This window comes from Asanoa hainanensis (genome assembly GCF_900188485.1).
Classification (GTDB): domain Bacteria; phylum Actinomycetota; class Actinomycetes; order Mycobacteriales; family Micromonosporaceae; genus Asanoa; species Asanoa hainanensis.
In genome coordinates this window covers 28,194-52,073 of the sequence record NZ_FZPH01000012.1, presented here as the reverse complement: position 1 = coordinate 52,073, position 23,880 = coordinate 28,194, and the positions used below count along the sequence as shown (strand labels likewise).

23 protein-coding genes are annotated in these 23,880 nt (G+C 72.9%); 11 read left to right on the top strand and 12 right to left on the bottom strand.

Annotated elements, in window-relative coordinates; translation table 11 throughout:
• Positions 1-26 precede the first annotated feature (26 nt).
• Together CHC05_RS26225 and CHC05_RS26220 are read left to right on the top strand one after the other, a co-directional pair.
• A complete protein-coding gene (locus CHC05_RS26225; RefSeq protein ID WP_089253238.1) occupies positions 27-1,031 on the top strand; it encodes a sensor histidine kinase in 1,005 nt (334 codons plus the stop codon).
• 52 nt (positions 1,032-1,083) lie between these two features.
• A complete protein-coding gene (locus tag CHC05_RS26220; RefSeq protein WP_089253237.1) occupies positions 1,084-1,377 on the top strand; it encodes a hypothetical protein in 294 nt (97 codons plus the stop codon).
• On the opposite strand, the gene CHC05_RS26215 is transcribed toward CHC05_RS26220, so the two are convergent.
• The gene (locus tag CHC05_RS26215) at positions 1,365-2,192 is read right to left on the bottom strand and encodes an alpha/beta fold hydrolase (protein ID WP_089253423.1); all 828 of its coding nucleotides are present in this window, start codon (positions 2,190-2,192) and stop codon (positions 1,365-1,367) included. The two genes, CHC05_RS26220 and CHC05_RS26215, sit on opposite strands and share 13 nt — an antisense overlap.
• Positions 2,193-2,284: 92 nt before the next feature.
• On the opposite strand from CHC05_RS26215, the gene CHC05_RS26210 reads away from it, so the two are divergent.
• From CHC05_RS26210 to CHC05_RS26190, 5 genes are all read left to right on the top strand, one after another.
• Entirely contained in the window at positions 2,285-3,595 is a 1,311-nt protein-coding gene (locus CHC05_RS26210) for an FAD-binding oxidoreductase (RefSeq protein ID WP_089253236.1), read from the top strand.
• Positions 3,596-3,721: 126 nt separating this feature from the next.
• A complete protein-coding gene (locus CHC05_RS26205; protein ID WP_089253235.1) occupies positions 3,722-4,732 on the top strand; it encodes an ABC transporter substrate-binding protein in 1,011 nt (336 codons plus the stop codon).
• Positions 4,719-5,762 (top strand): FecCD family ABC transporter permease, encoded by a 1,044-nt coding sequence (locus CHC05_RS26200; protein WP_089253234.1) that lies wholly within the window; start codon positions 4,719-4,721, stop codon positions 5,760-5,762. Before CHC05_RS26205 ends, CHC05_RS26200 begins: the two co-directional genes overlap by 14 nt.
• Entirely contained in the window at positions 5,763-6,833 is a 1,071-nt protein-coding gene (locus CHC05_RS26195) for a FecCD family ABC transporter permease (protein WP_245871229.1), read from the top strand. It begins immediately after the preceding gene.
• Positions 6,830-7,603 carry an ABC transporter ATP-binding protein gene (locus CHC05_RS26190; RefSeq protein ID WP_089253233.1) on the top strand — a complete coding sequence of 258 codons (774 nt, stop codon included), beginning with the start codon at positions 6,830-6,832 and terminating at the stop codon, positions 7,601-7,603. The genes CHC05_RS26195 and CHC05_RS26190 overlap by 4 nt, the downstream gene beginning before the upstream one ends.
• On the opposite strand, the gene CHC05_RS26185 is transcribed toward CHC05_RS26190, so the two are convergent.
• The 3 genes from CHC05_RS26185 to CHC05_RS26175 are packed head-to-tail and all read right to left on the bottom strand — an operon-like array spanning position 7,545 to position 11,298.
• The gene (locus CHC05_RS26185) at positions 7,545-7,898 is read right to left on the bottom strand and encodes a hypothetical protein (protein WP_089253232.1); all 354 of its coding nucleotides are present in this window, start codon (positions 7,896-7,898) and stop codon (positions 7,545-7,547) included. The genes CHC05_RS26190 and CHC05_RS26185 overlap by 59 nt on opposite strands.
• Positions 7,886-9,631 carry an ABC transporter ATP-binding protein gene (locus tag CHC05_RS26180; RefSeq protein ID WP_089253231.1) on the bottom strand — a complete coding sequence of 582 codons (1,746 nt, stop codon included), beginning with the start codon at positions 9,629-9,631 and terminating at the stop codon, positions 7,886-7,888. Before CHC05_RS26180 ends, CHC05_RS26185 begins: the two co-directional genes overlap by 13 nt.
• On the bottom strand, positions 9,628-11,298 hold the full coding sequence (locus tag CHC05_RS26175; protein ID WP_089253230.1) for an ABC transporter ATP-binding protein: 1,671 nt from the start codon (positions 11,296-11,298) through the stop codon (positions 9,628-9,630). Before CHC05_RS26175 ends, CHC05_RS26180 begins: the two co-directional genes overlap by 4 nt.
• A gap of 130 nt (positions 11,299-11,428) precedes the next feature.
• Here CHC05_RS26175 and CHC05_RS26170 point away from each other — a divergent pair, with 130 nt between their 5' ends.
• Both CHC05_RS26170 and CHC05_RS26165 read left to right on the top strand, forming a co-directional pair.
• Positions 11,429-11,614 carry a hypothetical protein gene (locus tag CHC05_RS26170; RefSeq protein ID WP_089253229.1) on the top strand — a complete coding sequence of 62 codons (186 nt, stop codon included), beginning with the start codon at positions 11,429-11,431 and terminating at the stop codon, positions 11,612-11,614.
• Between the two features lie 113 nt (positions 11,615-11,727).
• Complete coding sequence (locus CHC05_RS26165; RefSeq protein WP_245871228.1) at positions 11,728-12,099, top strand: hypothetical protein; 372 nt, start codon at positions 11,728-11,730, stop codon at positions 12,097-12,099.
• A 2-nt stretch (positions 12,100-12,101) separates the two neighbouring features.
• On the opposite strand, the gene CHC05_RS26160 is transcribed toward CHC05_RS26165, so the two are convergent.
• Positions 12,102-12,674 (bottom strand): hypothetical protein, encoded by a 573-nt coding sequence (locus CHC05_RS26160; protein WP_144022777.1) that lies wholly within the window; start codon positions 12,672-12,674, stop codon positions 12,102-12,104.
• A gap of 114 nt (positions 12,675-12,788) precedes the next feature.
• Here CHC05_RS26160 and CHC05_RS41655 point away from each other — a divergent pair, with 114 nt between their 5' ends.
• Together CHC05_RS41655 and CHC05_RS26145 are read left to right on the top strand one after the other, a co-directional pair.
• Positions 12,789-14,051 (top strand): DMT family transporter, encoded by a 1,263-nt coding sequence (locus CHC05_RS41655; protein ID WP_179266380.1) that lies wholly within the window; start codon positions 12,789-12,791, stop codon positions 14,049-14,051.
• A 487-nt stretch (positions 14,052-14,538) separates the two neighbouring features.
• Positions 14,539-16,395: a hypothetical protein gene (locus CHC05_RS26145; RefSeq protein WP_144022776.1), complete on the top strand. Its 1,857-nt coding sequence runs from the start codon at positions 14,539-14,541 to the stop codon at positions 16,393-16,395.
• Between the two features lie 61 nt (positions 16,396-16,456).
• Here CHC05_RS26145 and CHC05_RS26140 read toward each other — a convergent pair whose 3' ends face one another.
• The 7 genes from CHC05_RS26140 to cmk all read right to left on the bottom strand — a co-directional run bounded on the left by CHC05_RS26140 (position 16,457) and on the right by cmk (position 23,874).
• Complete coding sequence (locus CHC05_RS26140) at positions 16,457-17,668, bottom strand: alcohol dehydrogenase catalytic domain-containing protein (RefSeq protein ID WP_089253225.1); 1,212 nt, start codon at positions 17,666-17,668, stop codon at positions 16,457-16,459.
• Positions 17,669-17,783: 115 nt separating this feature from the next.
• Positions 17,784-19,136 (bottom strand): FAD-binding oxidoreductase, encoded by a 1,353-nt coding sequence (locus CHC05_RS26135; RefSeq protein WP_089253224.1) that lies wholly within the window; start codon positions 19,134-19,136, stop codon positions 17,784-17,786.
• A gap of 25 nt (positions 19,137-19,161) precedes the next feature.
• On the bottom strand, positions 19,162-20,742 hold the full coding sequence (locus CHC05_RS26130) for a Na+/H+ antiporter (protein WP_245871227.1): 1,581 nt from the start codon (positions 20,740-20,742) through the stop codon (positions 19,162-19,164).
• A gap of 70 nt (positions 20,743-20,812) precedes the next feature.
• Positions 20,813-21,340 carry an FUSC family protein gene (locus tag CHC05_RS26125; RefSeq protein WP_089253223.1) on the bottom strand — a complete coding sequence of 176 codons (528 nt, stop codon included), beginning with the start codon at positions 21,338-21,340 and terminating at the stop codon, positions 20,813-20,815.
• A gap of 25 nt (positions 21,341-21,365) precedes the next feature.
• Positions 21,366-21,779 (bottom strand): OsmC family protein, encoded by a 414-nt coding sequence (locus CHC05_RS26120; protein WP_089253222.1) that lies wholly within the window; start codon positions 21,777-21,779, stop codon positions 21,366-21,368.
• A 32-nt stretch (positions 21,780-21,811) separates the two neighbouring features.
• On the bottom strand, positions 21,812-23,209 hold the full coding sequence (der, locus tag CHC05_RS26115) for a ribosome biogenesis GTPase Der (RefSeq protein WP_089253221.1): 1,398 nt from the start codon (positions 23,207-23,209) through the stop codon (positions 21,812-21,814).
• On the bottom strand, positions 23,206-23,874 hold the full coding sequence (gene cmk, locus CHC05_RS26110; protein ID WP_089253220.1) for a (d)CMP kinase: 669 nt from the start codon (positions 23,872-23,874) through the stop codon (positions 23,206-23,208). Before cmk ends, der begins: the two co-directional genes overlap by 4 nt.
• Positions 23,875-23,880: the final 6 nt, after the last annotated feature.

Sequence of the window (23,880 nt, the reverse complement as noted above, 5' to 3'; positions counted from 1 at the left end):
GGCGCCCGTACCCGCAAGCTCGTCGGGTGTCCCTGTTCTGGCGGATCTTCCTGCTGAACGCGGCCGTGCTGTCGCTCGCGACCGCGTTGCTGCTGTTCACCCCGGCCACGGTCTCCACACCGGCGCGGTCCGGCGAGATCGCGGGCGTCTTCACCGCGCTCGCGGCCATGCTGGTGACGAACGCCGCCCTGCTGCGGCTCGGCCTGGCCCCGCTGTCCCGGCTGACCCGCACGATGGCGACGGTCGACCTGCTGCGCCCGGGCCGGCGGCTGGCCGTGTCGGGCAATTCGGGCATCGCCACCCTGATCCGTACGTTCAACACGATGCTCGAACGCCTGGAGGCCGAGCGCGCCACCACGGCGGGCCGGGCGCTGTCGGCCCAGGAGGCGGAGCGGCGGCGGATCGCACAGGAACTGCACGACGAGGTGGGCCAGAGCCTGACCGCGGTGCTGCTGGAGCTCAAGCGGGTAGGTGACCAGGCACCACCCGAGCTGCGCGCGGACCTCGTCGAGGTCCAGGAGACGACCCGCAACAGCCTCGACGAGATCCGCCGCATCGCCCGCCGCCTGCGCCCGGGAGTCCTGCACGAGCTGGGCCTGACCAGCGCCCTGCGAGCGCTGGCGACCGAGTACTCGACCCGCGGCCTGAACGTCCGCGCCCGGATCGGCCCGGACCTGCCGGACCTGGACGAGGAGGCGGAGCTCGTCCTCTACCGCGTGGCGCAGGAGGGCCTGACCAACGTCGCCCGGCACGCGCGAGCGGAGCAGGTGGACCTCACCCTGCGCCGCACCGACGGCGGGGTGGAACTACTGGTCCGCGACGACGGCCGCGGCCTGCGCGGCGCACCCGAGGGAGCGGGGATCCGTGGCATGCGCGAGCGAGCCTTGCTCGCGGGCGCCGAGGTGGCGGTGGGCGCAAGCCCGGGCGGCGGCACCGAGGTGCGGCTGCGACTGCCGGCCCGGACCCTGGTCCCTCCCGCCCGGATGGGTGTCAGCACCGATGCGAAGCCGCCGCCCGAGCCGCGAGGCTGAGGGGACTCCATCCCTGCGTTGGGAGGCCTCGATGCCCGTTTCTGTGGAACCCATGATCGGCCGTGACCTCAGAGACCGCGACAACCGTCCGACGGGGAAGATTCGGGCCGTCTACCGCTATCCGGCCGAGCTCGACATGCCGTGGGGCGTGGCCGCCGTGGTCAGTGGGCGGCTGCTGCGTTCGATGCACCTGGTCGACCTGAAGGACGCCGACATCGAGCCCGACTCCGTCCGCGTGCCGCACGCCAAGCAGACCATCACCAGCGCGCCGCACTTCACCCCGCTGGTCGGCGACACCCTCTCCGAAGGGCACGCCGCGCAGGTACGCGACCACTACCTGAGCTGACGCGCCACCGCGGCCCGGAACGAGGCGGCGAACCGGTCGGGCTCCTCCAGCCACGGAAAGTGCCCGGCGTCCGCGATGATGTCGACGTCGCAGTCGAGGCGGGCTCCGAGCCGGCGCAGGGCGCCCGCGGGGCGGCTGTCGCCGGCTCCCCCGATGATCATCGCGCCGCTCGGCAGGAGCTCCTTCAGCTCCGGCACGCGCGCTTCGAGAGGCTCGGCGCGCATCGCCGCGTTGAGGTGGGCGTTCATCGCGTAGTTGATCGGCCGCAGGGCGCGGGCCGCGGCGAGTGCCCACTCCCAGGCCCGCGCGCGGTCGGCGTGGTCCGTGCACCACGACAGCGCGAGGTATTCGATCTCCTGCGCCTCCGTGCGCGCGGCGGTCGCGTCGAGCTCCTCGAGCCGGGCCTGCTGATCGGCGGTGCGGCGCGCGCGTTGGGCCGCTCGGTGCGCGTCCCGCCACGGCTCCAGAAACGGTCCGGCGAGCAGCACCAGGCCGGCCACGCGCTCCGGGTGCGCGAGCAGGAAATACCCGGCCAGGTTCGTGCCGTACGAATGCCCGACCAGCACCACCCGGTCGTGTCCCCACGCGTCAAGCAGCGCCGCCAGGTCGCGGAGGTGGCGGGAGAGTAAGCGCTCACCAACCCGACCGGACCCGCCGGTGCCGCGCTGGTCGTAGCGGTGGACCACGCACAGGTCGTCGACCAGGTCCGCCACCGGCGCGAGATAGTCGGGGACTCCGGGACCACCGTGCAGCATGACCACGGGAGTAGCGCCCTGCCCCGTGGTCCACGTGCGCAGCAGCACCCCGTCGTCCATCTCGATCACGCCGGAAGGGTAGGCCGCCACCTGACAAGTCGCCGGCCCACATCGTCGGAAGGGGTGTAACCGGCTGTGGGAGGACCAGAATCATGATCGAGAACTTCGGTGGCGACGTCATCGAGCCCGGCACCAAGGAGTACGAGTCCGCGAGCCGCACCGTGTTGGCGGAGGGCAGTCCCGCGCGGGTGCTGCGACCGAAGACCGTCAGCGACGTGCAAGCCGCGGTCAGGTACGCGAAGGGCAAGGATCTGTCCGTACGCGGTGGCGGGCATGCCTTTCCGGGTTTCGGCACCAACGACGGCGGTGTCGTGATCGACCTGAGCGGCCTCGCCGATGTCGAGGTCGTCGACAGTGAGCGCCACGTCGTGCGGATCGGGGGCGGTGCGACGTGGGGCCAGGTCACGGGCGCGCTGGCGCCGCACCGGCTGGCGATCTCGGCCGGCGACACCCGGAGCGTCGGTGTCGGCGGGCTGACGCTGACGGGCGGCATCGGCTGGAAGGTCCGGAAGTACGGGCTGGCCCTGGACAGCGTCGTCGGGGCCGAGGTGGTCACCGCCGACGGCGAGCTCGTCTACGCGTCCACGGCGGAGCACCCCGACCTGTTCTGGGCGATCCGAGGCGGTGGCGGCAACTTCGGGATCGTGACCGCGTTCGACTTCGTGGCCCACCCGACCACCGACGTCTTCCACGGCCGAATCACCTTCCCGGCCAACGAGGCGGCGTCCGTCCTCAAAGGATGGGCCGACTACATGCGCGCCGCGCCCGAGGAGCTCACCTCCGTGGTGAACCTCGCCAACCCGATGGCCGGCGGCCCCAACGCGCCCGTCGAGGTTCACTTCGTCTTCGACGGCGATGACGAGCGGGAGGCGGCGGCCGCACTCGACCCGATCCGAGCGCTCGGCACGGTGGTCGCCGAAGAGGTCACGCGAAAGGCGTACGCGGACGTCTTGGTGGACGGCATGGTCCCGCCGCCGGGCATGAAGCTGGTGACCCGGGGCGCTTTCGTCGACCCGGACTCGGTGCCCGAGGTCCTGCGGATCCTCACCGAGGTGGGCGCGGCGGAGCGCTCCCCGTTCATCGCCGTGCGCCACGTCGGTGGTGCGATCAGCCGGGTTCCGACCGACGCGACCGCGTACGCGCACCGCCGGGCGGAGCTCATGTTCGTGACGACGACCGGCGGCCCGGCGCCGGTGGTCGACGCCGCCCGGCCGGCGTTGGAGGCGATCTGGGCCAGGCTCGCGCCACACGTCTCGGGCCTCTACGGAAACTTCCTGTCGACCGCCACCGACGCGGACGTCGCCGGCATCTATCCGGCCGAGACCTACCAGCGGCTCGCGGCGGTCAAGCGGCGGTATGACCCGGCGAACCTGTTCGCCCGCAACGAGAACGTCCGTCCATAGAAAAGCGCTGATCAGAGGGCATCGATTCGATCTCGCCGACTAGCCAACCAGTGCCGCAATGGTTAGCCTAACCTAACCGTCAGGCCGCTGGAGTCTGGTCGGATCCAGAGAACGGAAGACCCCCTCATGCGCGCGTGGCGTCCGATCCTCGCGGTGGCGGTGCTCAGCGCCGCCCTCGCGGGTTGCGGCAACAACACGGACAGTGGCGGCACCGCACCCGCCGCCGCCACGGGCCCGTGGTCTTTCACGGGTGGCAACGGCCAGGAAGTCAAGGCGGACAAGGCTCCGACCCGGATCATCGCCCACGCCGGTGAGGCCGCGGCGCTGATGTCGTTCGGCATCAAGCCGGTCGGCATCTACTCGGACGAGTCGGTCAAGACCGATCCCAACCTGAAGAACCTGGACCTCTCCGGCATCACCATCCTCGGCGAGGAGTGGGGCAAGATCGATGTGGAGAAGGCCGCTTCGCTCGCGCCCGACCTGATCGTCGGCGACTGGTGGCCGGCCGAGAAGGCGCACAGCGGCATGGAGGAGGGCGTCGAGGAGAAGAGCAAGAAGCTCGCCGAGCTCGCCCCCGTCACCGGCGTGTCACAGGGCAAGTCCATCGTGGAGCTGGCCGAGGGCTACGAGGCCCTGGCCAAGAGCCTCGGCGCCGACGTCGACAAGCCGGAGATCGCGGCCAACAAGAAGCGCTTCGAGGAGTCGGTCACCAAGTTCAAGGACGCGGTGAAGGCCAAGCCCGGCCTGAGCGTCGCGGCCATGTCGCCGGCCGACGACAAGCTCTACGTCGCGAACCCGGAGTACGCGCCCGAGCTGCTCGACCTACAGAGCTTCGGCCTGGACGTGCTCAACCCGGCCAGCCCCGACCCGGGCTTCCCGTACTGGGAGAACCTGAGCTGGGAGAACGCCGACAAGTACCAGCCGGACCTGATCCTGTGGGACGGCCGCTCGTACACCGCGACCGCCAACGCGGAATGGGGCAAGAAGCAGCCGACCTGGTTCAAGATCAAGGCGGCCAAGGCCGGCTCGACCGTTGCCTGGCCGGCGTTCTGGCTGCACACGTACGGCGACTTCGCCACCGAGCTCGACAAGCTGACCGAGGCAGTCAAGGCCGCGGATCCGAATGTCGGTGGTTAGCCGACCGGCGACCACGCGCGTCGCGCGACGAGCCTCCGCCCTCGGGCCGGGGCTCGTCGCGCTGTGCGCGGTGCTCGCCGCCGTCGCGTTCCTGAGCGTCACGCAGGGCTCGCGCGACATCGGCCTGGCCGACGTGCTGCGCTCGCTGGGCAACCTGGGCGACGACGGCTCGATCGCCAGCACCATCACCCTGGAGCTGCGGGTGCCCCGCACCCTGCTGGGCATCCTGGTCGGCGCCGCGCTCGGCGTGGCCGGGGCGATCCTGCAGGGCGTGACCCGCAACCCGCTCGCGGACACCGGCATCATGGGCATCAACTCCGGCGCCGCCGCCTTCGTGGTCTTCGCGATCACCGTGCTCGGCGTGCGCGGCGTCGGCGCCTACGTCTGGTTCGCCTTCGCCGGCGCGATCGCCGCGCTGTTCCTGGTCTACGCGATCGCCTCGCTGGGCCGCGAGGGCGCCACCCCGGTCAAGCTGGCCCTGGCCGGCGCCGCCGTCACCGCCGGGCTGGCCTCGGTCACCAGCGGCATCATCATGACCAATGTGGATGCTCTCAACGAGCTGCGGTTCTGGCAGGTCGGGTCACTGGCCGGCCGGTACGCGCCGATCCTGACCGGTGTCGCACCGTTCCTGCTCGTCGGCCTGGTCGCCGCGCTCGGCTTCGGCCGGGCGCTCAACGGGCTGGCGCTCGGGGAGGACCTGGCCCGGGGCCTCGGCCAGAATGTCGGGCGCACCCGGGTCGCGGCGTTCGCCGTCGTCGCGGTGCTCGCCGGCGCCGCCACCGCCGCCTGCGGGCCGATCGTCTTCGTCGGGCTCGTCGTGCCGCACGTCGCCCGGTTCATCTGCGGTCCGGACTACCGCTGGATCCTGCCGTACTCGATGCTGCTCGCCCCGATCATGCTGCTGCTGGCCGACGTGCTCGGCCGGATCGTCGCCCAACCGGACGAGGTGCAGGTCGGCGTGGTCCTCGGCGTCGTCTGCGCACCGGCGTTCGTCGCGATCGTGCGCTACGCCCGGCTGTCGGAGGTCTGAGTGACCACAACCGCGTCCAAAGTGGACATAAGGCCGACCGTCGACGTGGCCGCCGCCCTCCGGCGCAACCGAAGGCGCCGGACCGTGCGGGCGACCACCGTGCTCACCGCCCTCGCCGTGCTGGTGTTCGCCCTCTTCGTCGTCACCATGATGATCGGCAGCTTCCGGATCGGTCCGTTCGACGTGATCGCCTCGGTGCTGCACCTGTCCGACAACGCCGGCGTCGACTTCGTGGTCCGCGAGCTCCGGCTGCCGACCGCCATGTCCGGGCTCGGAGTCGGGCTCGCGCTGGGCGCCTCGGGCACCATCTTCCAGCAGGTGCTGCGCAACCCGCTCGCCTCACCGGACTTCGTCGGCGTCACCTCCGGCGCCGGGCTCGCCGCGGTCGTGGCCATCGTGCTGCTGGGCACCGGCGGCCTCGTCGTCAGCGGCCTGGCGCTCGGCGGCGCCGTCCTCGCGGCCTCGCTGATGTACGTGCTGGCCTGGAAGGACGGCGTCACCGGCTACCGGTTCATCCTGATCGGCGTCGGCATCGCGGCCTTCTTCGACGGCCTGATCGGCTTCGTGCTCTCCCACGCCCAGCTTTTCGAGGCCCGGCAGGCGATGCACTGGCTGACCGGATCGGTCGGGCAGGCCAGCGACACCGAGCTACGCCTGCTCTTCGTGGGCCTGCTGGTGCTGCTGCCGGTCGCCGTGCTGCTGCAACGCCCGCTGCGGGCGCTGGACCTCGGCGACGACGCCGCCCGCACCCTGGGCACCCGGGCCGAGCTCAGCCGGGCCGCCCTGCTCGGCACCGCGCTGGTGCTGGTCGCCCTGGCGGTATCGGTGGCCGGCCCGATCGTCTTCGTCGCCCTGGTCGCGGGGCCGATCGCCAACCGGCTGCTCGGCCCGGCCACCGGCGGCATCGTCGCCGCCGCGCTGGTCGGCGCGGCCACCCTGCTGGCGGCCGACCTGATCGCCGTGCACGTGCTGCCCGTCGCCCTGCCGACCGGCGTCGTGACCGGCGCCGTCGGCGCACCCTATCTGCTGTGGCTGCTGGCCACCACGAACCGGCAAGGAGCGGGCGGTTGAGCCGACTGCACACCAAAGAGCTGACCCTCGGGTACGACGACCGCGACGTGGTGAGCGGCCTCGACGTGACCATCCCCGACGGCCGCGTCACCGCGATCGTCGGCGCCAACGCCTGCGGCAAGTCCACCTTGCTCCGTGGGCTGGCCCGGCTGCTCACCCCGCGCGGCGGCGCCGTCTACCTGGACGGGAAGGCGCTGGCCGAGCTGCGTACCCAGGATGTCGCCAAGGTGTTGGGCCTGTTGCCGCAGTCGCCGGTCGCGCCCGACGGCATCACGGTCGCCGACCTGGTGTCCCGCGGCCGCTATCCGCACCAGGGCTGGTTCCGGCGGTGGAACGACAACGACCACGACGCGGTCAGCCGGGCGCTGGCCGCCACCGGCACGGCCGACCTGCTCGACCGGCCGATCAGGTCGCTGTCCGGCGGGCAGCGGCAGCGGGTCTGGGTCGCGATGGCGCTGGCCCAGGAGACGGACCTGCTGCTGCTCGACGAGCCGACCACGTTCCTGGACATCAACCACCAGGTCGAGCTGCTGCGCCTGCTGCGCCAGCTCAACGCCGAGTCGGGCAAGACCATCGTGGTGGTGCTGCACGACCTCAACCTGGCCTGCCGCTTCGTCGACCACCTGATCGCCATGTCCGACGGCCGGATCGTGGCCGAAGGCCCGCCGACCGAGGTGGTCACGGCCGACCTGGTCGAGAAGGTCTTCGGCCTCAGCTGTCTGGTCGTGCCGGATCCGGTGGCGGGGACACCGATGATCGTGCCCGCGTAGCTCGCCAGCGGAGGTGGCGCCAGACCGCCACCACGACGGCCACCGCCACCAGGACGGCGACACACGCCTTCCAGGTGCGCTCGAACCACCAGCGGCTGTCACCGAACGCCGCATCGCCTGCGGTGACGAGCCAGATCGCCACCCAGGCCCATTGCCAGCCGCGCGGCCGGGAGAACTGGTCCGGTGGCTCGGTGAAGACGAACCACACGGTGCCGGCCATCGCGGCCACCAACACGATCGGCACCACGACGCGCCAGATGACGTCCCAGGTCGACATGAGGCTCAGCGGCTCCACGCCGCCCAGAGGGTGGCGTACGCGCCACCGGCCGCGATCAGGTCCGCCGGCGTGCCGAGCTCCACGATGCGGCCGTGCGCCATGACGGCGATCCGGTCGCAGGTCTGGGCCTGGGTGAGCCGGTGCGCCACGACGATCGCGGTGCGGTCGGCCAGCAGGGCCGCGCTGGCCTGGTCGAGCTGCCGGGCACCGGCGCTGCCGGCCTCGGCGCTGGCCTCGTCGAGGATGACCACCGGCGGGTCGACCAGCGCGATCCGGGCCAGCGCGAGCTGCTGCGCCTGGCTGGCGGTCAGCGGATGCTCGCCGTCGCCGACGCGGGTGGCCAGGCCGTCGGGCAGCGCGGCCACCCACTCGTCGGCGCCGGCCAGCTTCAGCGCGGCGTGCAGGTCCTGGTCGGTCGCGTCCGGCACGGCCAGGCGCAGGTCGTCGGCGAGGGTGCCGGCGAACACGTGCACCTCCTGGGTGACCACGCCGACGACCCGGCGGAGCTCGTCGGGCGCGAGGTCCTTGACGGACCGGCCGCCGAGCAGCACCTCGCCGCCGGTGGCCGGGAAGACCCCGCCGAGGATCGCCGCCAGGGTGGTCTTGCCGGCCCCACTCTCGCCGACCACGGCCAGCGACTGCCCGGCCGGGATCTCGACCGACACGTCGTGCAGCACGGTCGGGCCGTCGAGGTAGTGGTGCCGGACCGCCGTCGCGACCACGCTGGTGGCCGGCCGCGTCGTGGGTCGGTCGCCGCCGCGCCGGGCGGGCGGTTCGAGGTCGGCGACGCCGACCAGCCGGGCCAGCGCGGCGCCCGCAGACTGGACGTCGTTGAAGGTGACCAGCAGCATGCCGAGCGGCCCGAACAGCCGGTGGAACAGCAGGGCCGCGGCGGTCACCTCGCCGACCGTGCTGGCGTCGGCGCGCACCAGCAGGAACCCGGCGAGCAGCACCGCGGTCAGGCCGATCGCCTCGGCGTAGTTCATCACGTTGGCGAACCAGAGGAACCCGCGTACGGCCTTCAGCCGCGCGACGACCGCACCCCGGGAGGCCTGCTCGACGCGGGCGCCCTGGCGGTCCTCCATCCCGTACGCGTGCACCGTGCGGGCACCGTGGAATGTGGACAGCAGGCTCTGGGTGCGCACCGCGACCGCCCGGCGTTCGGCGGCGTAGCGGGCCTCGGCCTGGGGCAGGAAGCGGCGCAGGCTGACCGCGTACACGGGGAAGACGACCAGGAACGCCAGCGCGATCCGCCAGTCCAGGGTGGCGAACCCGGCGAACGTGATGGCGACCGTGACCATGGCGCCGAACACGTCCGCGGCGAGCTGGGTCGCGTCGGTGACCTGCTCCACGTCGTCGGTGACCCGGGAGGCGACGTCGCCCGAGCCGGCGGCCTCCAGCCGGGCCGCGTCCATCCGCAGCGCGTGGTCGAGCACCTCCTCGCGGAGGTCGGCGCAGGCGCGTACGCCCCACTCGGCGACGAGCCAGCGGGCGGTGCCGGTGAGCACGGCGGCGGACAGGCCGGCGGCCAGCGTCCAGGCGGCGATGCCCAGCAGGTCACCGGTGCTGCCCCGGTCGGCGACGAGGTCGACAAGCCGGCCGAGCAAGATCGGCACCATGACCGCGGATCCGCTGGCCGCCGCCGACACCAGCACGGAGGCCAGCCCGAGCAGCGGATAGCGGCGCAGCTTGCGCCAGAACGCGGCGGCCGTGGCGCGCCCGGTCGCGACGGGCAGGATGGCGGCGGTCATCGGAGCACCACGTCCGCGTACGCGGGCAGGTCGAGCAGGGTTCGATGGCCTCCCGTGGCGGCGACCCGGCCGCCGTCGACGAAGACGACGCGGTCGCAGCGGTCGAGCAGCGGCGCGCTGGTGGTGACGAGCACAGTGGACCGTCCGACCCGCTGCCGCCGCAGGCCGTCGGCGATCGCGTGCTCGGTGACCGCGTCGACCGCGGTGGTCGGGTCGCGGAACACGGTCACCGGCCGGTCCGCGAGCAGCGCCCGGGCGACCGCGACCCGCTGCCGCTGGCCGCCCGAGAGGTTGGCACCGTGGTCGAGCAACGCATGGTCGAGCTCCTGGCCCAGGTCGGTCATGGCCGCCGCCGTCATCGCCCCGGTCATGGCGGCGTCGTCGACCTGGCCGTCGTCGGTGCGCAGCGCCTCGCGCAGGGTCTCGCCGAACAGGTCGACCGCGTGCGGCTCGACCAACATGGCCCGGCGCAGGTCGGCGATGTCGATCTCGGCCAGCGGGGTGCCGGCCAGCGTCACGGTCCCCTGCTCGGGCACCCGCGCGCCGGCGAGCAGGTCGGTGACGGCGTCCGCGGCGGCTATCTCGGTGGTGACGACCCCGACCAGCTCGCCCGGCTCGACTGTCAGGGTGAGGCCGTCGAGGCCCGGGGTGTGCACCTGGTCCAGCACCACCGCGCCGGCTTGGGCTTGTGCGTCGCCGGACGCGGCCCGCTCGGGTGCCGCGAGGACCTCGGCGACCCGGGCGGCGCTGGCCCTGGAAGTGGCCAGCTGGAAGACGCAGTGCGCGAGGTTGAGCACCGGGTCGGTGAGGAACGCGGCCAGCCCGACGATGGTGATGAGCTCGCCGATGGTGATCCGGCCGCGCAGCGCGAACCAGCCGGACAGCGCCGAGACCACGGCGATCAGCAGGCCGGTGGTGAAGGTGGAGACGCTGACGAACGCGGAGCCCGCCTTGATCGCACCGACGTTGGCCCGCAACGAGGTGCGGCTCGCGGTGCGGTAGCGGCGCGCGGCCTCGTCGACGCCGCCGAACCCGCGCAGCGGGCGCAGCCCGGTGAGCAGGTCCGAGGCGGTGCCGGCGGCCTGGCCGAGCGACTCCTGCTGCGCGGAGGTGTGCCGTTCGACCACCGGCCCGAGCGCGTTGAGGGCGAGCACCAGGATCGGGATGCCGACGACCAACCCGATGCCGAGCGACCGGTCGATCCGCAACAGCACGACGGTCGAGACCACGAGCCCGAGCGACGCGGACACCACCCGGCTGCCGATCTCCAGCAGCTCGGCGGCGTTCTGGGTGTCGGAGGTCGCGATCGACAACAGCTCGCCGGTCTGCCGGTCGGTGCTGATCCCGCGCCCGGTGACCACCCGCCGGACCACCTGCAGGCGCAGGAGGTGCGCCTCTTCGAGCTCGGCCTTCGAGAGGAACCAGAGCCCGGTGCGCCAGCCCATGGTGAGCGCGGTGAACAACGCGAAGACACCGAGGACCGACCAGACCATCGCCCACGTCGAGCCGGTGCCGACCGCCTGGTCGATGACCAGACCGATGGCCACGGGTACGAGCGCCTCACACACCTGATGCAACGACCAGAAGCCGGCCGTCAGCGCGACACCGCGGCGCTGGCGCCGAAACATCTCACCAATCAGCCGGCGGGTCGGCTCCGCCTCTGCCATCCCACCCCACCTACGACAAGTTAGGAGAGGCTAACTCGCGAGCCGGGTCCACCGTCAAGCCGAATCCGCGCGTGATCGCCCGTACCCGGGGTATTCAGGAGGGGTCGTTCGTCGAGGAGAGGAATCACACATGCTCGCCACCGCAGTCCGGCGCTGGGCCGTCCTGGCGGTCGCGTTGCCGCTGGCCGCCGCCGGGATTCGCAAGGTCACCCAGGTCGTCGAGGCCCGCCGTGGGTCCAGTGGCCTGACCAGGAGCATGCGGCAGGTCGCCGACCTGCTCGGCAGCGGACGCAAGCGCCGTCGCCGGTTCTTTTGACACCTGGCGTCCCGATCGCGCCGCGGTCCCGTCGTCCGTTCAGCCGACCCCGGTCGGCAGACCGCACCGATCCCACTGGTCCGCTCGTCCGGGGACTAAGGGATCATGTGGCTGTGAGCTTCGATCTGGTAGTGCTGGCAGCTGGGACCGCGGCGAACCTGGACGACGTGCGGGCGATGGCGGATCGGTCCGTCGGCCGGCCGCGCGTCGAAGGCGACCCCGACCCCCGGGTCGCGGCCTTCTACGAGGATCTGCGGGAGGGTTTCAGCGACGATCCGGCGTACGACGGTGACTCGCCCTGGGTGACCACCCCACTGGTGGTCGGCGTCGACCACGTGGCGATGTCGATCGTCCACTCCCCCGTCGGCGACGACGCCGTGGACCTCGTGCTCCAGCTCGCCGAGAAGCACGGCCTCGTCGTCTACGACCCGCAGGGTGACGAGGCGACCGGCCTGCACGGCGACTACGCCGACGCGGTGGGCTGAGCTCAGACCTTTTCCACGACCTGTTCGACCACCTCGACCAGCTTGTCCTGCGGCACGATCTCCGGGGCGGCGAACAGGACCAGGCGCAGGTCGTCCTCGTACGGGAGCGTGACCACCACGATCCGGATGGAGTCCGAGACGTAGCCGACGCCCGCCTCGCCGACGCCGTCGACGGGAGTTGTCTCGGCGCCACTGGCCGCGGCGATGTTGTCGATCGTCGTGCGCGCCGCGGCGGCCTTGTCCGGGCGGGTCGAGACGGTCAACGCGAACGGCTCCTGCCCGTCCTTCCCGTACGCGCATGTGTAGGCGACCTCGCCGTCCGACTTGTCGACCGGAAGTTCGCGCGCCTTCAACTTCGTGCCGGAGGACGAGCCGAGGACCTGCACCACCGCGCTGGCCGGCAGGATCTTGCACGCGGAGCTGATCTTCGCCAGTCGCGTCGGCGCGGTCGGCTCGGGTGGTGCGTCCGACGGCGGGGCCGACACCCACGAACCGCCGCTCGCGGCCTCCGCGCCGCAGCCGGCGAGCGCTGCCGGTGCGGGCGCCGGGCGTACCCCGGACGCTCTGTTGATCAAGCGTTGGTCGGCCCGACGGCGTCACGCGGGCGTGGATGAACTTCGGATGACCGATCGGCGCAGCGCGGCCGGCTGTCGCCCGGGCTGTGAGATCGTTCGCGGCGGGAGGTGCGGATGCTTCTCGTCGTGCTGCTCGGCCTGTCGGCCGCCGTCCTCCTCTCGGTCGCGGCGGCGCTGCAGCAACACGCGGCCCAGCGGGTGGCGCACGCGAGACCGGCGCGGCGCGGGCCGCTGCCGCTGCTCGGCGTGGCCCACCGGCTGCTCCGCTCGCCGATGTGGCTGTGCGGCCAGGTCGCCGGCGCGCTCGGCGCGGGCGTGCAGGGCGCCGCGTTGCACCTCGGCTCGGTCGCGCTCGTGCAACCGTTGCTGGCCGCCCAACTGCTGTTCGCGCTGCCGCTCGGCGCGCGGCGCACCCGGCGCCGGCCGCGCGCCGGTGACTGGCTGGCCGCGGCCGCCATCGTCGGCGCGCTCACGCTGTTCCTGTCGGTCCGTGGCGCGGTGCCGGCGGGTGGGCACTCGGATCCCGACCGGGTGCTGCTCGCGGTGGTCCTGACGGCGGCGTTGGCCGGCCTGCTCGTCACCGTGGCCGCTCGCTGGAGGGCCGGCTACGCGACGCTGCTCGCCATCGGCGGCGCCCTCTGCTCGGCGCTGGCCGCCGTCCTGCTCAAGGTGACCTCGGAGAGCGTCGCCGAGCACGGCGTCGTGGCGACGATCCGTTATTGGCCTTTGTACGCGCTGGTCGGCGCGATCGTCGGCGCGTTGGTGCTCGGCCAGCAGGCGTTCGCGTCCGGCTCGCTGGCCGCCGCCGTGACCGCGGGGTCAGTCACCAACCCGGTGGCCAGCTACCTGCTCGGCGTGCTGGCCTTCCACGCCGCGCTGCCGCACGGTGCCGGGCCGCGGGCCGCCCTGGCCGGCGCGGCCGTCCTGCTGGTCTCCGGCGCCTGGGTGCTGAGCCGGTCGCCGCTCACGGGCTCAGGCGGCCAGCTCGACGTCGGGCCGCCGCGGCGGGCGGATGGTGGCCAGCATGGGCAGGTCCTTGCTGATCACGCCGGTCACGCCGATCCGCCGGGCCCGCGCCAGCGCGTCCGGCGAGTCCACCGGCCAGGCCAGCACGGTGTCGGTGGCCCGGCGCAGTTCCTCGACGACCGGCTCGGTCAGCAGCCGCAGCCGGATCGACACGCCGTCCACCCGGCCGCGGCGCAGCCGGGCGCGCAGGCGGGCCAGCTGCAGCGGGTCGCTCGCGGACAGGATCCGCCGCACGTGCGGCTGACCGGCGAACGCGTCGAGCATCGCCCACTGCTTGGTGCACACCGCCACCGGTACGCCCGGCGCGTGCCCCCGCAACGCCTCGGCGACCAGCGGTGCGACCGCGAGTGACGGGCCCTTGAGGTCGAGCATCAACCGCGGGTCACCGGCCGCGGTGGCCAGCACCTCGGGCAGCGTCGGCACGACCAGGTCGCGCCGCCGGTGCACCTCGAGCCACTTCTCCCAGTAGAGGTGCCGCCCGATCGCCTTGCGGTGCCGGACCTCCAGCACGCCGCGGTAGAGGTGCACGTCGGCCTCGACGAGGTCGACACCCGCCGCGAGGGCGGCGCGCAGGTCAGGCAGGGTGTTGCCGGCCCGGTGTGCGACGGATAGCAGGCTCATGAGCGGCAGGGTAGCGGTCGACGAATGCCCAAACGCCGATGCCCGGGCGACCGGGGGTTGAGCACCCGGCAAAGAGACGGTACGAGTGGGACGCGCGGGAGATGTGAGACAGATTCTCCGGATCCTCACCTTTTGTGGCTTAGGTCGGGCACGATCGGCCGTACGGGCGTGAGCGTGCCGCATGTCCGGCTCGTGACCGGAGTGACGGGGGATCAGGATGAAGAAACGAGCGCGGCTCGGTGCCGTGGCAGTGATGAGCGCGATGGGCCTGCTGGCGCAGGTACCCGCGTTCGCCCGGGTGCAGTCGGAAGTGACGGGCCCCCCGGGCACCGACCGGTGCGCGACCACCGACGCGCCGGCGGACGACTGGGCAGAGCCGTATGACGGCGAGGTCTACCTCGACCCGGCGCCGACCGACGTGCCGTTGCCGCCGCTGACCGCCGCGCCGCACGGGGTCGCCCCGAGCCCGGACCCGTCGGCACCGGCCGCGGTCGCACCGCCGACCGCGACGCCAGCGCCGGCCGATACCGCCGGACTCGCCGCACCGACGGGCCTGCCCGCACCCGAGCTCACGCCGGCCCCGGCGGTGTCCGGCGTGGTCGAGCCCCCGGCCGTCGCCGGACCGGCACCGAGCGTCGAGCCGTCGGCACCGGGCCCGGCCGCGGTGCCGCCGACCGCTCCGCCGTCGGAGCCCGCCGCGGTCGTACCGGGCACCGCCGCCACCCCGGACCCGAACCTGCTCGTCGACCCCACGACGCCGGCCGACCCCACTGCGCTGGCCGACCCCAACGCCCCGGTGGATCCCCTTGTCGCGCCGACCGCGACCGCCGCCCCCGGTGCCCTGCCGGGTCTGGTGGTGGAGCCCGAAGCGACGACGGACCCGAGCGTGCTGCCGGGCGGCATCGGTGGCGGCGCCGCCGAGCCGGTCGTTCCCACGCCGACCCTCACCCCGGAACCGCTGGCCGAGGTGACCCCCGAGGCGACCGACCCGGCGGGCCTCCCTGGCCCGATGCCGAGCGGGGCTCCCGCCCTGCCCGACGGGGACGCGACCGGGATGGCGCCTGAGCCGGGTGCCGTCCTGGCCGAGCCGTCGGCCGCCCCGTCCGGAGTCCTGCCGGGCGTCACCCCGAGCACCGCGCCGTTCGACCCGTACGCGCTGGCGCAGCCGGCCGATCCGTCCACGGTGACCGGTGAGGTCGCGCCGCCGAACGGTTGGAGCGGCACCGCCGAGGACTGGTCCGGCCTGCCGCAGGACGACGCGTGGAGCCACGACGGCTCGGTGCACAACGGCGAGAGCACCTGGATCGAGGAAGTCCCGCCGGCCGAGACGGCAGACTCGTGCGCGCCCGCCGACGAGGCGCCGGCCGCCGACCCGTACAGCGAGGGCTACGACGAGGGCTACGCCGACGGCTATGAGCAGGCGCTGGCCGATCATGGGCTGCTGGACGAGCAGTGGTCGGAGGAGCCCGAGTACCACCAGGAGGAGTACACCGCTCCGGAGCAGCAGCACCACGCGGAGCCCGCGCCGCAGTGGCACGAGCCGCAGCAGTCCTATCAGGACGTGCCCGACGCGCCGGCACCGCAGCGCGTGCCGGACGCCCCGGCACCGCAACGGCCGCCTGTCGCGGTCGACCCGGTGCCGCCGGCGCCGATCGACCCGGGGCCGGTAGTGCAGGACCCGACCGGGCCCATGGGCGGACACGAGCCCTGGACACACGAGCCCACCGCTCAGGAGCCCGGGGGCCAGCGACCTGGCGGCCAGGGCCCCGGCGGCCAGGAGCCCGGCGGACAACGGCCCGGCGGCCAGGGCCCCGGCGCTCAGGAGCCGCCCGCTCAAGAGCCGGCCGCCGCGCAGGAGCCGGCGAAGGTCGACGCCGGGCCGTGGGGTCCGGGAGCCGCGGGCATCACCGTGGCGAAGCCGACCACCGACGACCCGGGCAACGGGCCGGCGACCACGAGCTGGATGCCGGGCGACGCGGGCGCCGAGACGAAGGACGCCAAGCCGGCGAAGAAGACCTCCAAGACCACCAAGGCGGCCAAGGCCAAGACGGCGAAGCCGAAGACGGCGGGCTAGTCCCGTCCACCCGCCGCCCGCAGCCACGTCCGGCGCTGCGGGCGGCGCGGTGCGTCCAGGGTCAGGAGGCGGTGACCGCCACCTTGAGCCAGCCCGGGCTGCGCCGGTCGAACTCGCGGTAGCCGGTCAGCACGTCGGTCAACGGCTCGTGCTGGGTGAGCATCCGCCGGGTGTCGACCGCGCCCTGCTCCACCATGGACAGCAGCCGCGGGATGTACCGCGGATGGTTCCCGTTGCCCATGTTGACCTTCAGGTTCCGGTTCATCGCCGTGCCGAGCGGGAAGAACCGGTCGGTACGCGGATACACCCCGACGATGCCGAGCGTGCCGGCCTTGGCCAGGCTCTCCACCGCCCACTCCCCCGCCTGGGCGGGCGCGTCACCCGGCTCCCACTGGCCGTCGTGCGCGTTGGTCACCGGCGCGATGGCCCGCAGCTCGGCGCGGTGCTCCTCGGCGTGCGCCCGGGCGTCGGCCGCGGCCGGACCGGACCTCGCGCTCTCCGCGTCGACGCCGACCGCGTCGATCGCCCGGTCCGGACCCGCGCCGAGCGTCAGCTCCAGCAGCGCCTCGACGGGGTCCTCCCGGTCGAAGTCGACGATCTCGGCGCCGAGGGCACGCGCGCGTTCCAGGCGGTCCGGGTGGTGGTCGACGGCGATCACCCGGCCGGCACCCCGCTGGAACGCCGACAGGATCGCGAACTGGCCCACCGGCCCGCAGCCGAAGACGGCCACCACGTCGCCGTCCGAGACGTTGGCGATCACGGCGCCGAAGTAACCCGTCGGGTAGATGTCGGACAGCGCGATCGCCTGGTCGTCGGAGACCGCGTCCGGCAGCGTGAACATGTTGGTGTGCGCGCACGGCACCCGGACGTACTCGGCCTGGGTCCCGTCGAACGAGCCGGTCGAGGCGGGCGAGCCGTAGGACGCCGTCCCGGACCGCCGGCCGGCGGGGTTGATCTCGTCGCACTGGGCGAAGTATCCGGCGCGACAGTAAACGCAACTGCCGCAGCCGAGCACGGCGGAGAGCAGCACCCGCTCGCCGGCCACGTGGTTGCGGACGCCCCGGCCGACCTCTTCGACCACACCGACACCTTCGTGCCCGAGGATCGTCCCCGGCCGCATGCCGGGCACCGTGCCACGGACGAAGTGCAGGTCGGTGCCGCAGATGGCGGCGGTGGTGACCCGTACGACCGCGTCGGTCGGCGTATCGAGCTTGGGTTCGGCCACGTTGTCCAGGCGCAGGTCGCCCACACCGTGGAAGACGACGGCTCTCATCGTCGACCGCCTCTCGATTCGAGGATCGGGGCGGGCCGGCGGCATCACGTCGACGGGCGATGCGCGCGGACCCGTCCCCTCCACCATCGCACGGCCCGCGCGCGGCCGCGGCGGATTACGGCACCCACCAGCCGAGGGTGACGCCGTCCGGGTCGTAGCGGCGGCGGACCTGGGCGAGCCGCTCGCGGATGTCGTCGGGCCAGCACGCGGCGACCCGTTCCGGCGTGATCGGCTGGGCCAGGACGTTGGGGTTGTTCACCGCGGAGATCCACGGAGCGGCGACGGTGTCCCAGCGGGCGGCCGCGGCCGGCACGGCGGTGGCGAAGAGCTCCGGCTGCGCCGACACCAGCGCGACCACGTAGTCCGACCCGCGGCCACCGACGGCCGAGCCGCCGGGCACGTCCCGGCTGGTGGCGCCCCCGAGGTGCCGCCACTCGGCCGCGAAGAACGGCGAGTCCACCGCGTCCGGGCCGGCGAGGTCCAGGAACGCGGTCGCCAGGCCCTGGTCGGCCCGATCGATCATCGTGCCGTGCACGTACGCCGGGATCGGGTCGGTGGGGTCGTTATGGATCCGGCCCATTTCGGTGGTCGGCAGCTCCCCGAGCATGTCGAGGTAGACCGGCGCGGCGGCCCGCAGCGGCGCCACCAGCCGCTCCCCCTCGGCCGGGTCGCCGGGGAACGCGAACCGCACGCCCAGCAGCTTCCGGCCCCGCATCGGCTCGGGCACGTTCGGCAGCGGCGGGAACGCGACGGCCTGCACGCTGGTGGTCACCCGGTCGTCGGCGCCGTCGGTCCAGTCGACCCAGGCCCGCAGCATGCGGTCGATGTCGGGAGTGTCCACGAAGAACGATCCACCATAGACAGACGTCAGCTCGACCAGCCTGACCCGCACCTCGGTCACGACGCCGAGCCCGAACTTGCCGCCGCGCAGCGCCCAGAACAGGTCCGGGTTGGTGTGCTCGTCGGCTTCGACGACCTCGCCCTCGCCGGTGACGACCGTGAAACCCACCACGTAGTCGGAGCTGAAGCCGTGGCTGCGGGCCAGCGGACCCATGCCGCCGCCGAGCAGGTAGCCGACCGCGCCGACGAGCGGGGAGGAACCGGTGATCGGGGCCAGCCCGTACGCGGCCGCCGCGTCGACCACCGCCTTCCAGCGCACGCTGGCGCCGATCGCCGCGGTCCTGGTCTCCGGGTCCACGTGCAGGTGGTCGAAGCGGGACGTGTTGAGCAGCAGCCCCGACTCGATCTCCAGCTCGGCGCCGTGCCCGGTGCCCTGCACCGAGATCCGCATGCCTGCCTCGCGGGCGTACCGCACCGCCGCCACCACGTCCGCGACCGACGTGGCCGTCGCGACCAGTTCCGGCCGCGGGTCGAAGGCGAGGTTGAAGCCCGCCACGGCCGCGGCGAAGCCCTCGTCACCGCGCTCGAGAACCGGTCCGCCGACCTTGCCGGCGAGTGTGGAAGTCATCGTGTGGATCCTTTCCCCGTGTGTTTCAGTCGGCCCTGGGTGGGCCGAGCAGTCCGATCTCCGTGACGTCGAGCGAGGCCTGCAGCTCGCGCATCACGATGTCGTCGATCTCGCGGCGGTCCCGCATGGCGGTGACGGCCAGCCGCTCGTGCTCGAGCACGCCGAGCCGCAGCCGCCGCTCGAGCTGCTCGGCGCTGGTCAGCTCCGAATGCCCGTCGCCGCTGCGGGCCTCGCTGACGGCCAGCTCGTAGTCGCCCCGGACCCGTTCGGTCATGTAGGCCGGTGCGGACAGCGAGCGCGCCACCGCGGGCAGCGCGGCCAGCCCCGCCTCGGCCGCCCGGATCCGGGCGTGCCGGGCCTCGTCGCGCCGGGCGTTGTCGCCGGACAACCCGGCCCACCGCACCACCATCGGCAAGGTGAGCCCCTGCACGAGGATCGTCGTCAGGATCACCACCGAGGTGACGAAGACGATCAGGTCCCGATCCGGGTACGGCGTGCCGTCGGAGAGCATCGACGGGACGGCCAGCGCGGCGGCCAGCGAGACCGCGCCGCGGAAGCCGGCCCAGCCGTACGCCGTGCGTACCTTCCAGTTGAGCCGGCGGGTGCGCTGGATCGAGCGGCGGTCGAACAGCCGGATGAGCCCGGCTGCCGCGTGGATCCAGACGATCCGGGTCACGATCACGACGGCCGCCGCCGCGAACGCGATGCCCACCGCCTTGCCCATCTGGTCGTTGTCGATCCGCCGGGCGGCGGCCGGGATCTGGAGGCCGACCAGCACGAAGAGGCTGCCGTTGACGATGAACGTCGAGAGGCTCCAGAAGGCGAAGGCCTGCACCCTCGACCGGGCGCGGATGACCCGCGGGCCGGCGTACGAGTGGACGAGCCCGACCACCACGACGGCGACCACCCCGCTGGCGTGGATCTGCTCGCCCACGAAGAACGCCGCGAACGGGGTGAGGATCGACAGGCCGCCCTCGCGCAGCGGGTCGTCGATCCGCCGCCGGATCCAGATGAACAGGGCGCCGGTGACCAGTCCGGCGATCACCCCACCGACGATCGACCAGATCAGGTCGCCGGTGATCGCCAGCAGCGAGGGCGAGGTGTCGTCGACCAGCATGCTGACGGCGACCGCGAACAGCACCAGCGCGGTGCCGTCGTTGATCAGGCTCTCCGCGCGCAGGGTGGTGAGGTTCCGCCGGGGCATCCGCTTGGCCAGGCCGGCGACCGCGGCGGCGTCCGTCGGCGCCAGGACCGCGCCCAGGATCCAGGCGGAGGCCGACGCGACACCGATCGCCTGCAGGGAGTAAGACAGGACGACCATGGTTGCGATGACCAGCCCGATCGCGGACAGCAGGATCACCCGGATGTTGGCCCGGATCTCCCGCAGGCTGGTGTTGAGGCTCTCCCAGTAGAGGATGCCGGGCAGGAAGATCACCAGGACCGCGGCGGCGGGCAGCCGCACGTCGGAGAGTTGCGGGATGAGCGCCAGCAGGCCGCCCATGACGAGCAGCAGGACGGGCGGCGCGACGCTGTAGCGCCGACCGATGGTGGTGCCGACGATGACCGTCGCGCCCAGGGCGACGACCACCAGCAACCCTTCCAGCACCGCTTCACCCCCGTGTTCGCGGCTGGACCACCACCAGCATGCCGCGAACACCCCGGTCAGCAGGTGTGATCTAGGTCGTGTCCCTGCGCAGGTGGGGGTGGACGAGCTTCAGGGACAGCCAGGCGGTGGCCACCCCGATGATCACGCCGATCACGGTGTCGACGAGGCGCAGGATGGGCTGCTGCCACGGGTCCACCGGGCTGATCGCGGCCACCACCAGCACCACGGCCGTGGTGATCGCCGCCGTGGTCGCGTCGCCGCGCCGGCCGGTCAGCAGCCCGACCAACGACGAGACGCCGATCAGTAGCCCGAAGGCCCAGAGATGGAAAGGAAGGAAGACGAGATAGACGAGGCAGATGACGAAGCTGACGAGGGTGGCGGACATCCGCGAGACGCCGGCCGCGAGGCTCTCCTGGAACGTCGCCCGGTTCACGAAGATCGTCGAGAGCGCCGCCCACATCCCGCCGAGCAGGTCGCTGTCGCGACTGTCGATGTAGACGCGGGTGAACGCCTCGCTGGCCAGCCAGAAGGCCAGCACGCAGGACAGCCCCAGCACCGCGCTCTCGACGAGCGCCACCCGCACCGGTGGCCGCGCCATTTTCGCAGGCTACCGCCGCGAACCCCTACGAGGTCGGGGTTTCCGGGATCTCGACGTCTACTGTGGTCTGCTCGCGCAGGGCGGTGCTGACCGTGCAGTGCTTCTCGTGCACCCGCTCGGCGACCGACCGGAACACGGCCTCCGCCTCGGCGTCGTCCTTCGGCAGCGTCACGTCGTACGTCATGGTGATCGACCCGAGCTTGTTGGGCTTGACCCGTTCGGCGTCCAGCGTCGCGGCGAGCCGGGTCAGCCGGTGGCCGCGCTGCGCGGTCAGGGGCTCGACGGTGACGATGTTGCACCCGCCGAGCGCCGCCAACAGCAACTCGACGGGGGTGAAGTCGGTGCCGTCCGACAGCCCGAAGCGGATCTCGGCGCCGCGTCCGTTGCGGGCGACGTAACCACCGTCGTCGGTGCGCTCGACCTCTACGTTGTAACCCATCTCTTGATCATGCCACTGCCGAGCGGGCCGGGTCAGCCGTGGGCCTTGCCCCGCCCGCCCGGACCGGTCTTCTTCCGGGGCTTGACCGTCACCGAGATCGGGCTGCCCTCGAAGCCGAACTCCTCGCGCAGCTTCCGCTCGACGAACCGCTGGTAGCCCGGGTCGAGCAGGCCCGTGGTGAACAGCACGAACCGCGGCGGCCGGCTGCCCGCCTGGGTGGCGAAGAGCACGCGGGGTGCCCGCCCGCCGCGGACCGGGTGCGGGGTCTCCTGCACCAGCGCGGCCAGCCACTGGTTGAGCTGGCCGGTCGGCACCCGGGTCTCCCAGGACGCCAGCGCCTTGCGCAGCGCGGGGGCCAGCTTGTCGACCGCCCGGCCGGTCTTGGCCGAGATGTTGACCCGGATCGCCCACGGGATCCGCTTGAGCTCGCGGTCGATCTCCTTCTCGAGCTGGTAGCGCCGGTCGTCGTCGACTAGGTCCCACTTGTTGAAGGCGATGACCAGCGCCCGGCCGGCCTCGACCACCATCGTCAGGATCCGCTGGTCCTGCTCGCTGATCGGCTCGGCCGCGTCGAGCAGCACGACGGCCACCTCGGCGGCCTCGATCGCGCCCGCGGTGCGCAGCGACGCGTAATATTCGGTGCCGCTCGCGGTGCTGACCCGCTTGCGCAGCCCGGCCGTGTCGACCAGCTGCCAGGTCTCACCGCCGATGGCGACCAGCGAGTCGACCGGGTCGACAGTGGTGCCCGCGACCGAGTCGACGACCGCGCGCTCCTCCTTGGCCAACTTGTTGAGCAGCGAGGACTTGCCGACGTTGGGCCGGCCGACCAGCGCCACCCGGCGCGGGCCCTGCGGGGCGTCGTCGTCGATCGGCGGCGCGGGCTCCGGCATCGCCGCGAGGATCAGGTCGAGCAGGTCGCCGGAGCCCCGGCCGTGCAGCGCCGAGACCACCTGCGGCTCACCGAGGCCGAGCCCCCAGAGCGAGACGGCCTCCATCTCGATCGCGTTGTTGTCGGCCTTGTTGGCGACCAGGATCACCGGCTTGTTGCTGCGGCGGAGCATCCGCACCGCGGCCTCGTCGACGTCGGTCGAGCCGACCGTGGCGTCGACCACGAACAGCACCACGTCGGCGGTCTGCACGGCGATCTCGGCCTGCATGGCGATGGCCTTGGCCCGGTCGCGGGCGTCGGGCTCCCAGCCGCCGGTGTCGACGACCGTGAACTGCCGGCCGTTCCACTGGGCGTCGTAGGGCACCCGGTCGCGGGTCACGCCCGGGGTGTCCTCCACCACGGCCTGCCGGCGACCGATGATCCGGTTGACCAATGTGGACTTGCCCACGTTGGGCCGGCCGACGACGGCGACGACCGGAACGGGGCCGGTGTCGGTCCCGGTGATGTCCACATCGGACACCTCAGGATAGGGCGACGTCATGCCGTCACCATGGCACGCAGCCGCGCGACCGCCTCGTCGATGCCCATCGCCGTGGTGTCGAGCACCACCGCGTCGGCCGCCTGCTGCAGCGGGTCGGCCGCCCGGGTGGAGTCGAGCGTGTCGCGGCGCAGCAGGTCGGCGTGGGTGTCGTCGACGGACGCGGCGGTCTCCAGCGAGCGGCGCTTGGCGCGCGCGTCGGCGGAGGCGGTCAGGTAGACCTTGAGGTCGGCGTCGGGCGCCACGACCGCGCCGATGTCGCGGCCCTCGACCACGATCCGGCCGGCCGCCTCGATCAACGCACGCTGCTGCCCCACCAGTAGCTGCCGCACCGCGGGCACGGCCGCCACCGCGGACACCGCGGCGGTCACCTCCGGGCCCCGGATGTCGGCGTCGACGTCGACCCCGTCGGCCCGCACGTGCGGAGCCACCGGGTCGGTGCCGATCGCCAGGTCGAGCTCGCCGGCCACCTTCGTGATCCCTTCCAGGTCGGCCAGGTCGACGCCGTAGCGCAGCACCGCCCAGGTCACCGCCCGGTACATCGCGCCCGTGTCGAGGTATTGCGCCCCGAGCGCGGACGCCAGCCGCCGGGAAACAGTGGATTTGCCGGAACCCGACGGGCCGTCCACGGCCACCACACACCGACCGTTAGCCAACTCGTCTGCCACCGTTCC

Excerpts from the sequence above, each read along its gene's own strand:
- CHC05_RS26220 (WP_089253237.1), top strand. The coding sequence starts at position 1,084 with ATGATCGGCCGTGACCTCAGAGACCGCGACAACCGTCCGACGGGGAAG.
- CHC05_RS26215 (WP_089253423.1), bottom strand. The coding sequence starts at position 2,192 with ATGGACGACGGGGTGCTGCTGCGCACGTGGACCACGGGGCAGGGCGCT.
- CHC05_RS26210 (WP_089253236.1), top strand. The coding sequence starts at position 2,285 with ATGATCGAGAACTTCGGTGGCGACGTCATCGAGCCCGGCACCAAGGAG.
- CHC05_RS26205 (WP_089253235.1), top strand. The coding sequence starts at position 3,722 with ATGCGCGCGTGGCGTCCGATCCTCGCGGTGGCGGTGCTCAGCGCCGCC.
- CHC05_RS26200 (WP_089253234.1), top strand. The coding sequence starts at position 4,719 with ATGTCGGTGGTTAGCCGACCGGCGACCACGCGCGTCGCGCGACGAGCC.
- CHC05_RS26180 (WP_089253231.1), bottom strand. The coding sequence starts at position 9,631 with ATGACCGCCGCCATCCTGCCCGTCGCGACCGGGCGCGCCACGGCCGCC.
- CHC05_RS26175 (WP_089253230.1), bottom strand. The coding sequence starts at position 11,298 with ATGGCAGAGGCGGAGCCGACCCGCCGGCTGATTGGTGAGATGTTTCGG.
- CHC05_RS26170 (WP_089253229.1), top strand. The coding sequence starts at position 11,429 with ATGCTCGCCACCGCAGTCCGGCGCTGGGCCGTCCTGGCGGTCGCGTTG.
- CHC05_RS41655 (WP_179266380.1), top strand. The coding sequence starts at position 12,789 with ATGCTTCTCGTCGTGCTGCTCGGCCTGTCGGCCGCCGTCCTCCTCTCG.
- CHC05_RS26145 (WP_144022776.1), top strand. The coding sequence starts at position 14,539 with ATGAAGAAACGAGCGCGGCTCGGTGCCGTGGCAGTGATGAGCGCGATG.
- CHC05_RS26140 (WP_089253225.1), bottom strand. The coding sequence starts at position 17,668 with ATGAGAGCCGTCGTCTTCCACGGTGTGGGCGACCTGCGCCTGGACAAC.
- CHC05_RS26135 (WP_089253224.1), bottom strand. The coding sequence starts at position 19,136 with ATGACTTCCACACTCGCCGGCAAGGTCGGCGGACCGGTTCTCGAGCGC.
- CHC05_RS26125 (WP_089253223.1), bottom strand. The coding sequence starts at position 21,340 with ATGGCGCGGCCACCGGTGCGGGTGGCGCTCGTCGAGAGCGCGGTGCTG.
- CHC05_RS26120 (WP_089253222.1), bottom strand. The coding sequence starts at position 21,779 with ATGGGTTACAACGTAGAGGTCGAGCGCACCGACGACGGTGGTTACGTC.
- der (WP_089253221.1), bottom strand. The coding sequence starts at position 23,209 with ATGACGTCGCCCTATCCTGAGGTGTCCGATGTGGACATCACCGGGACC.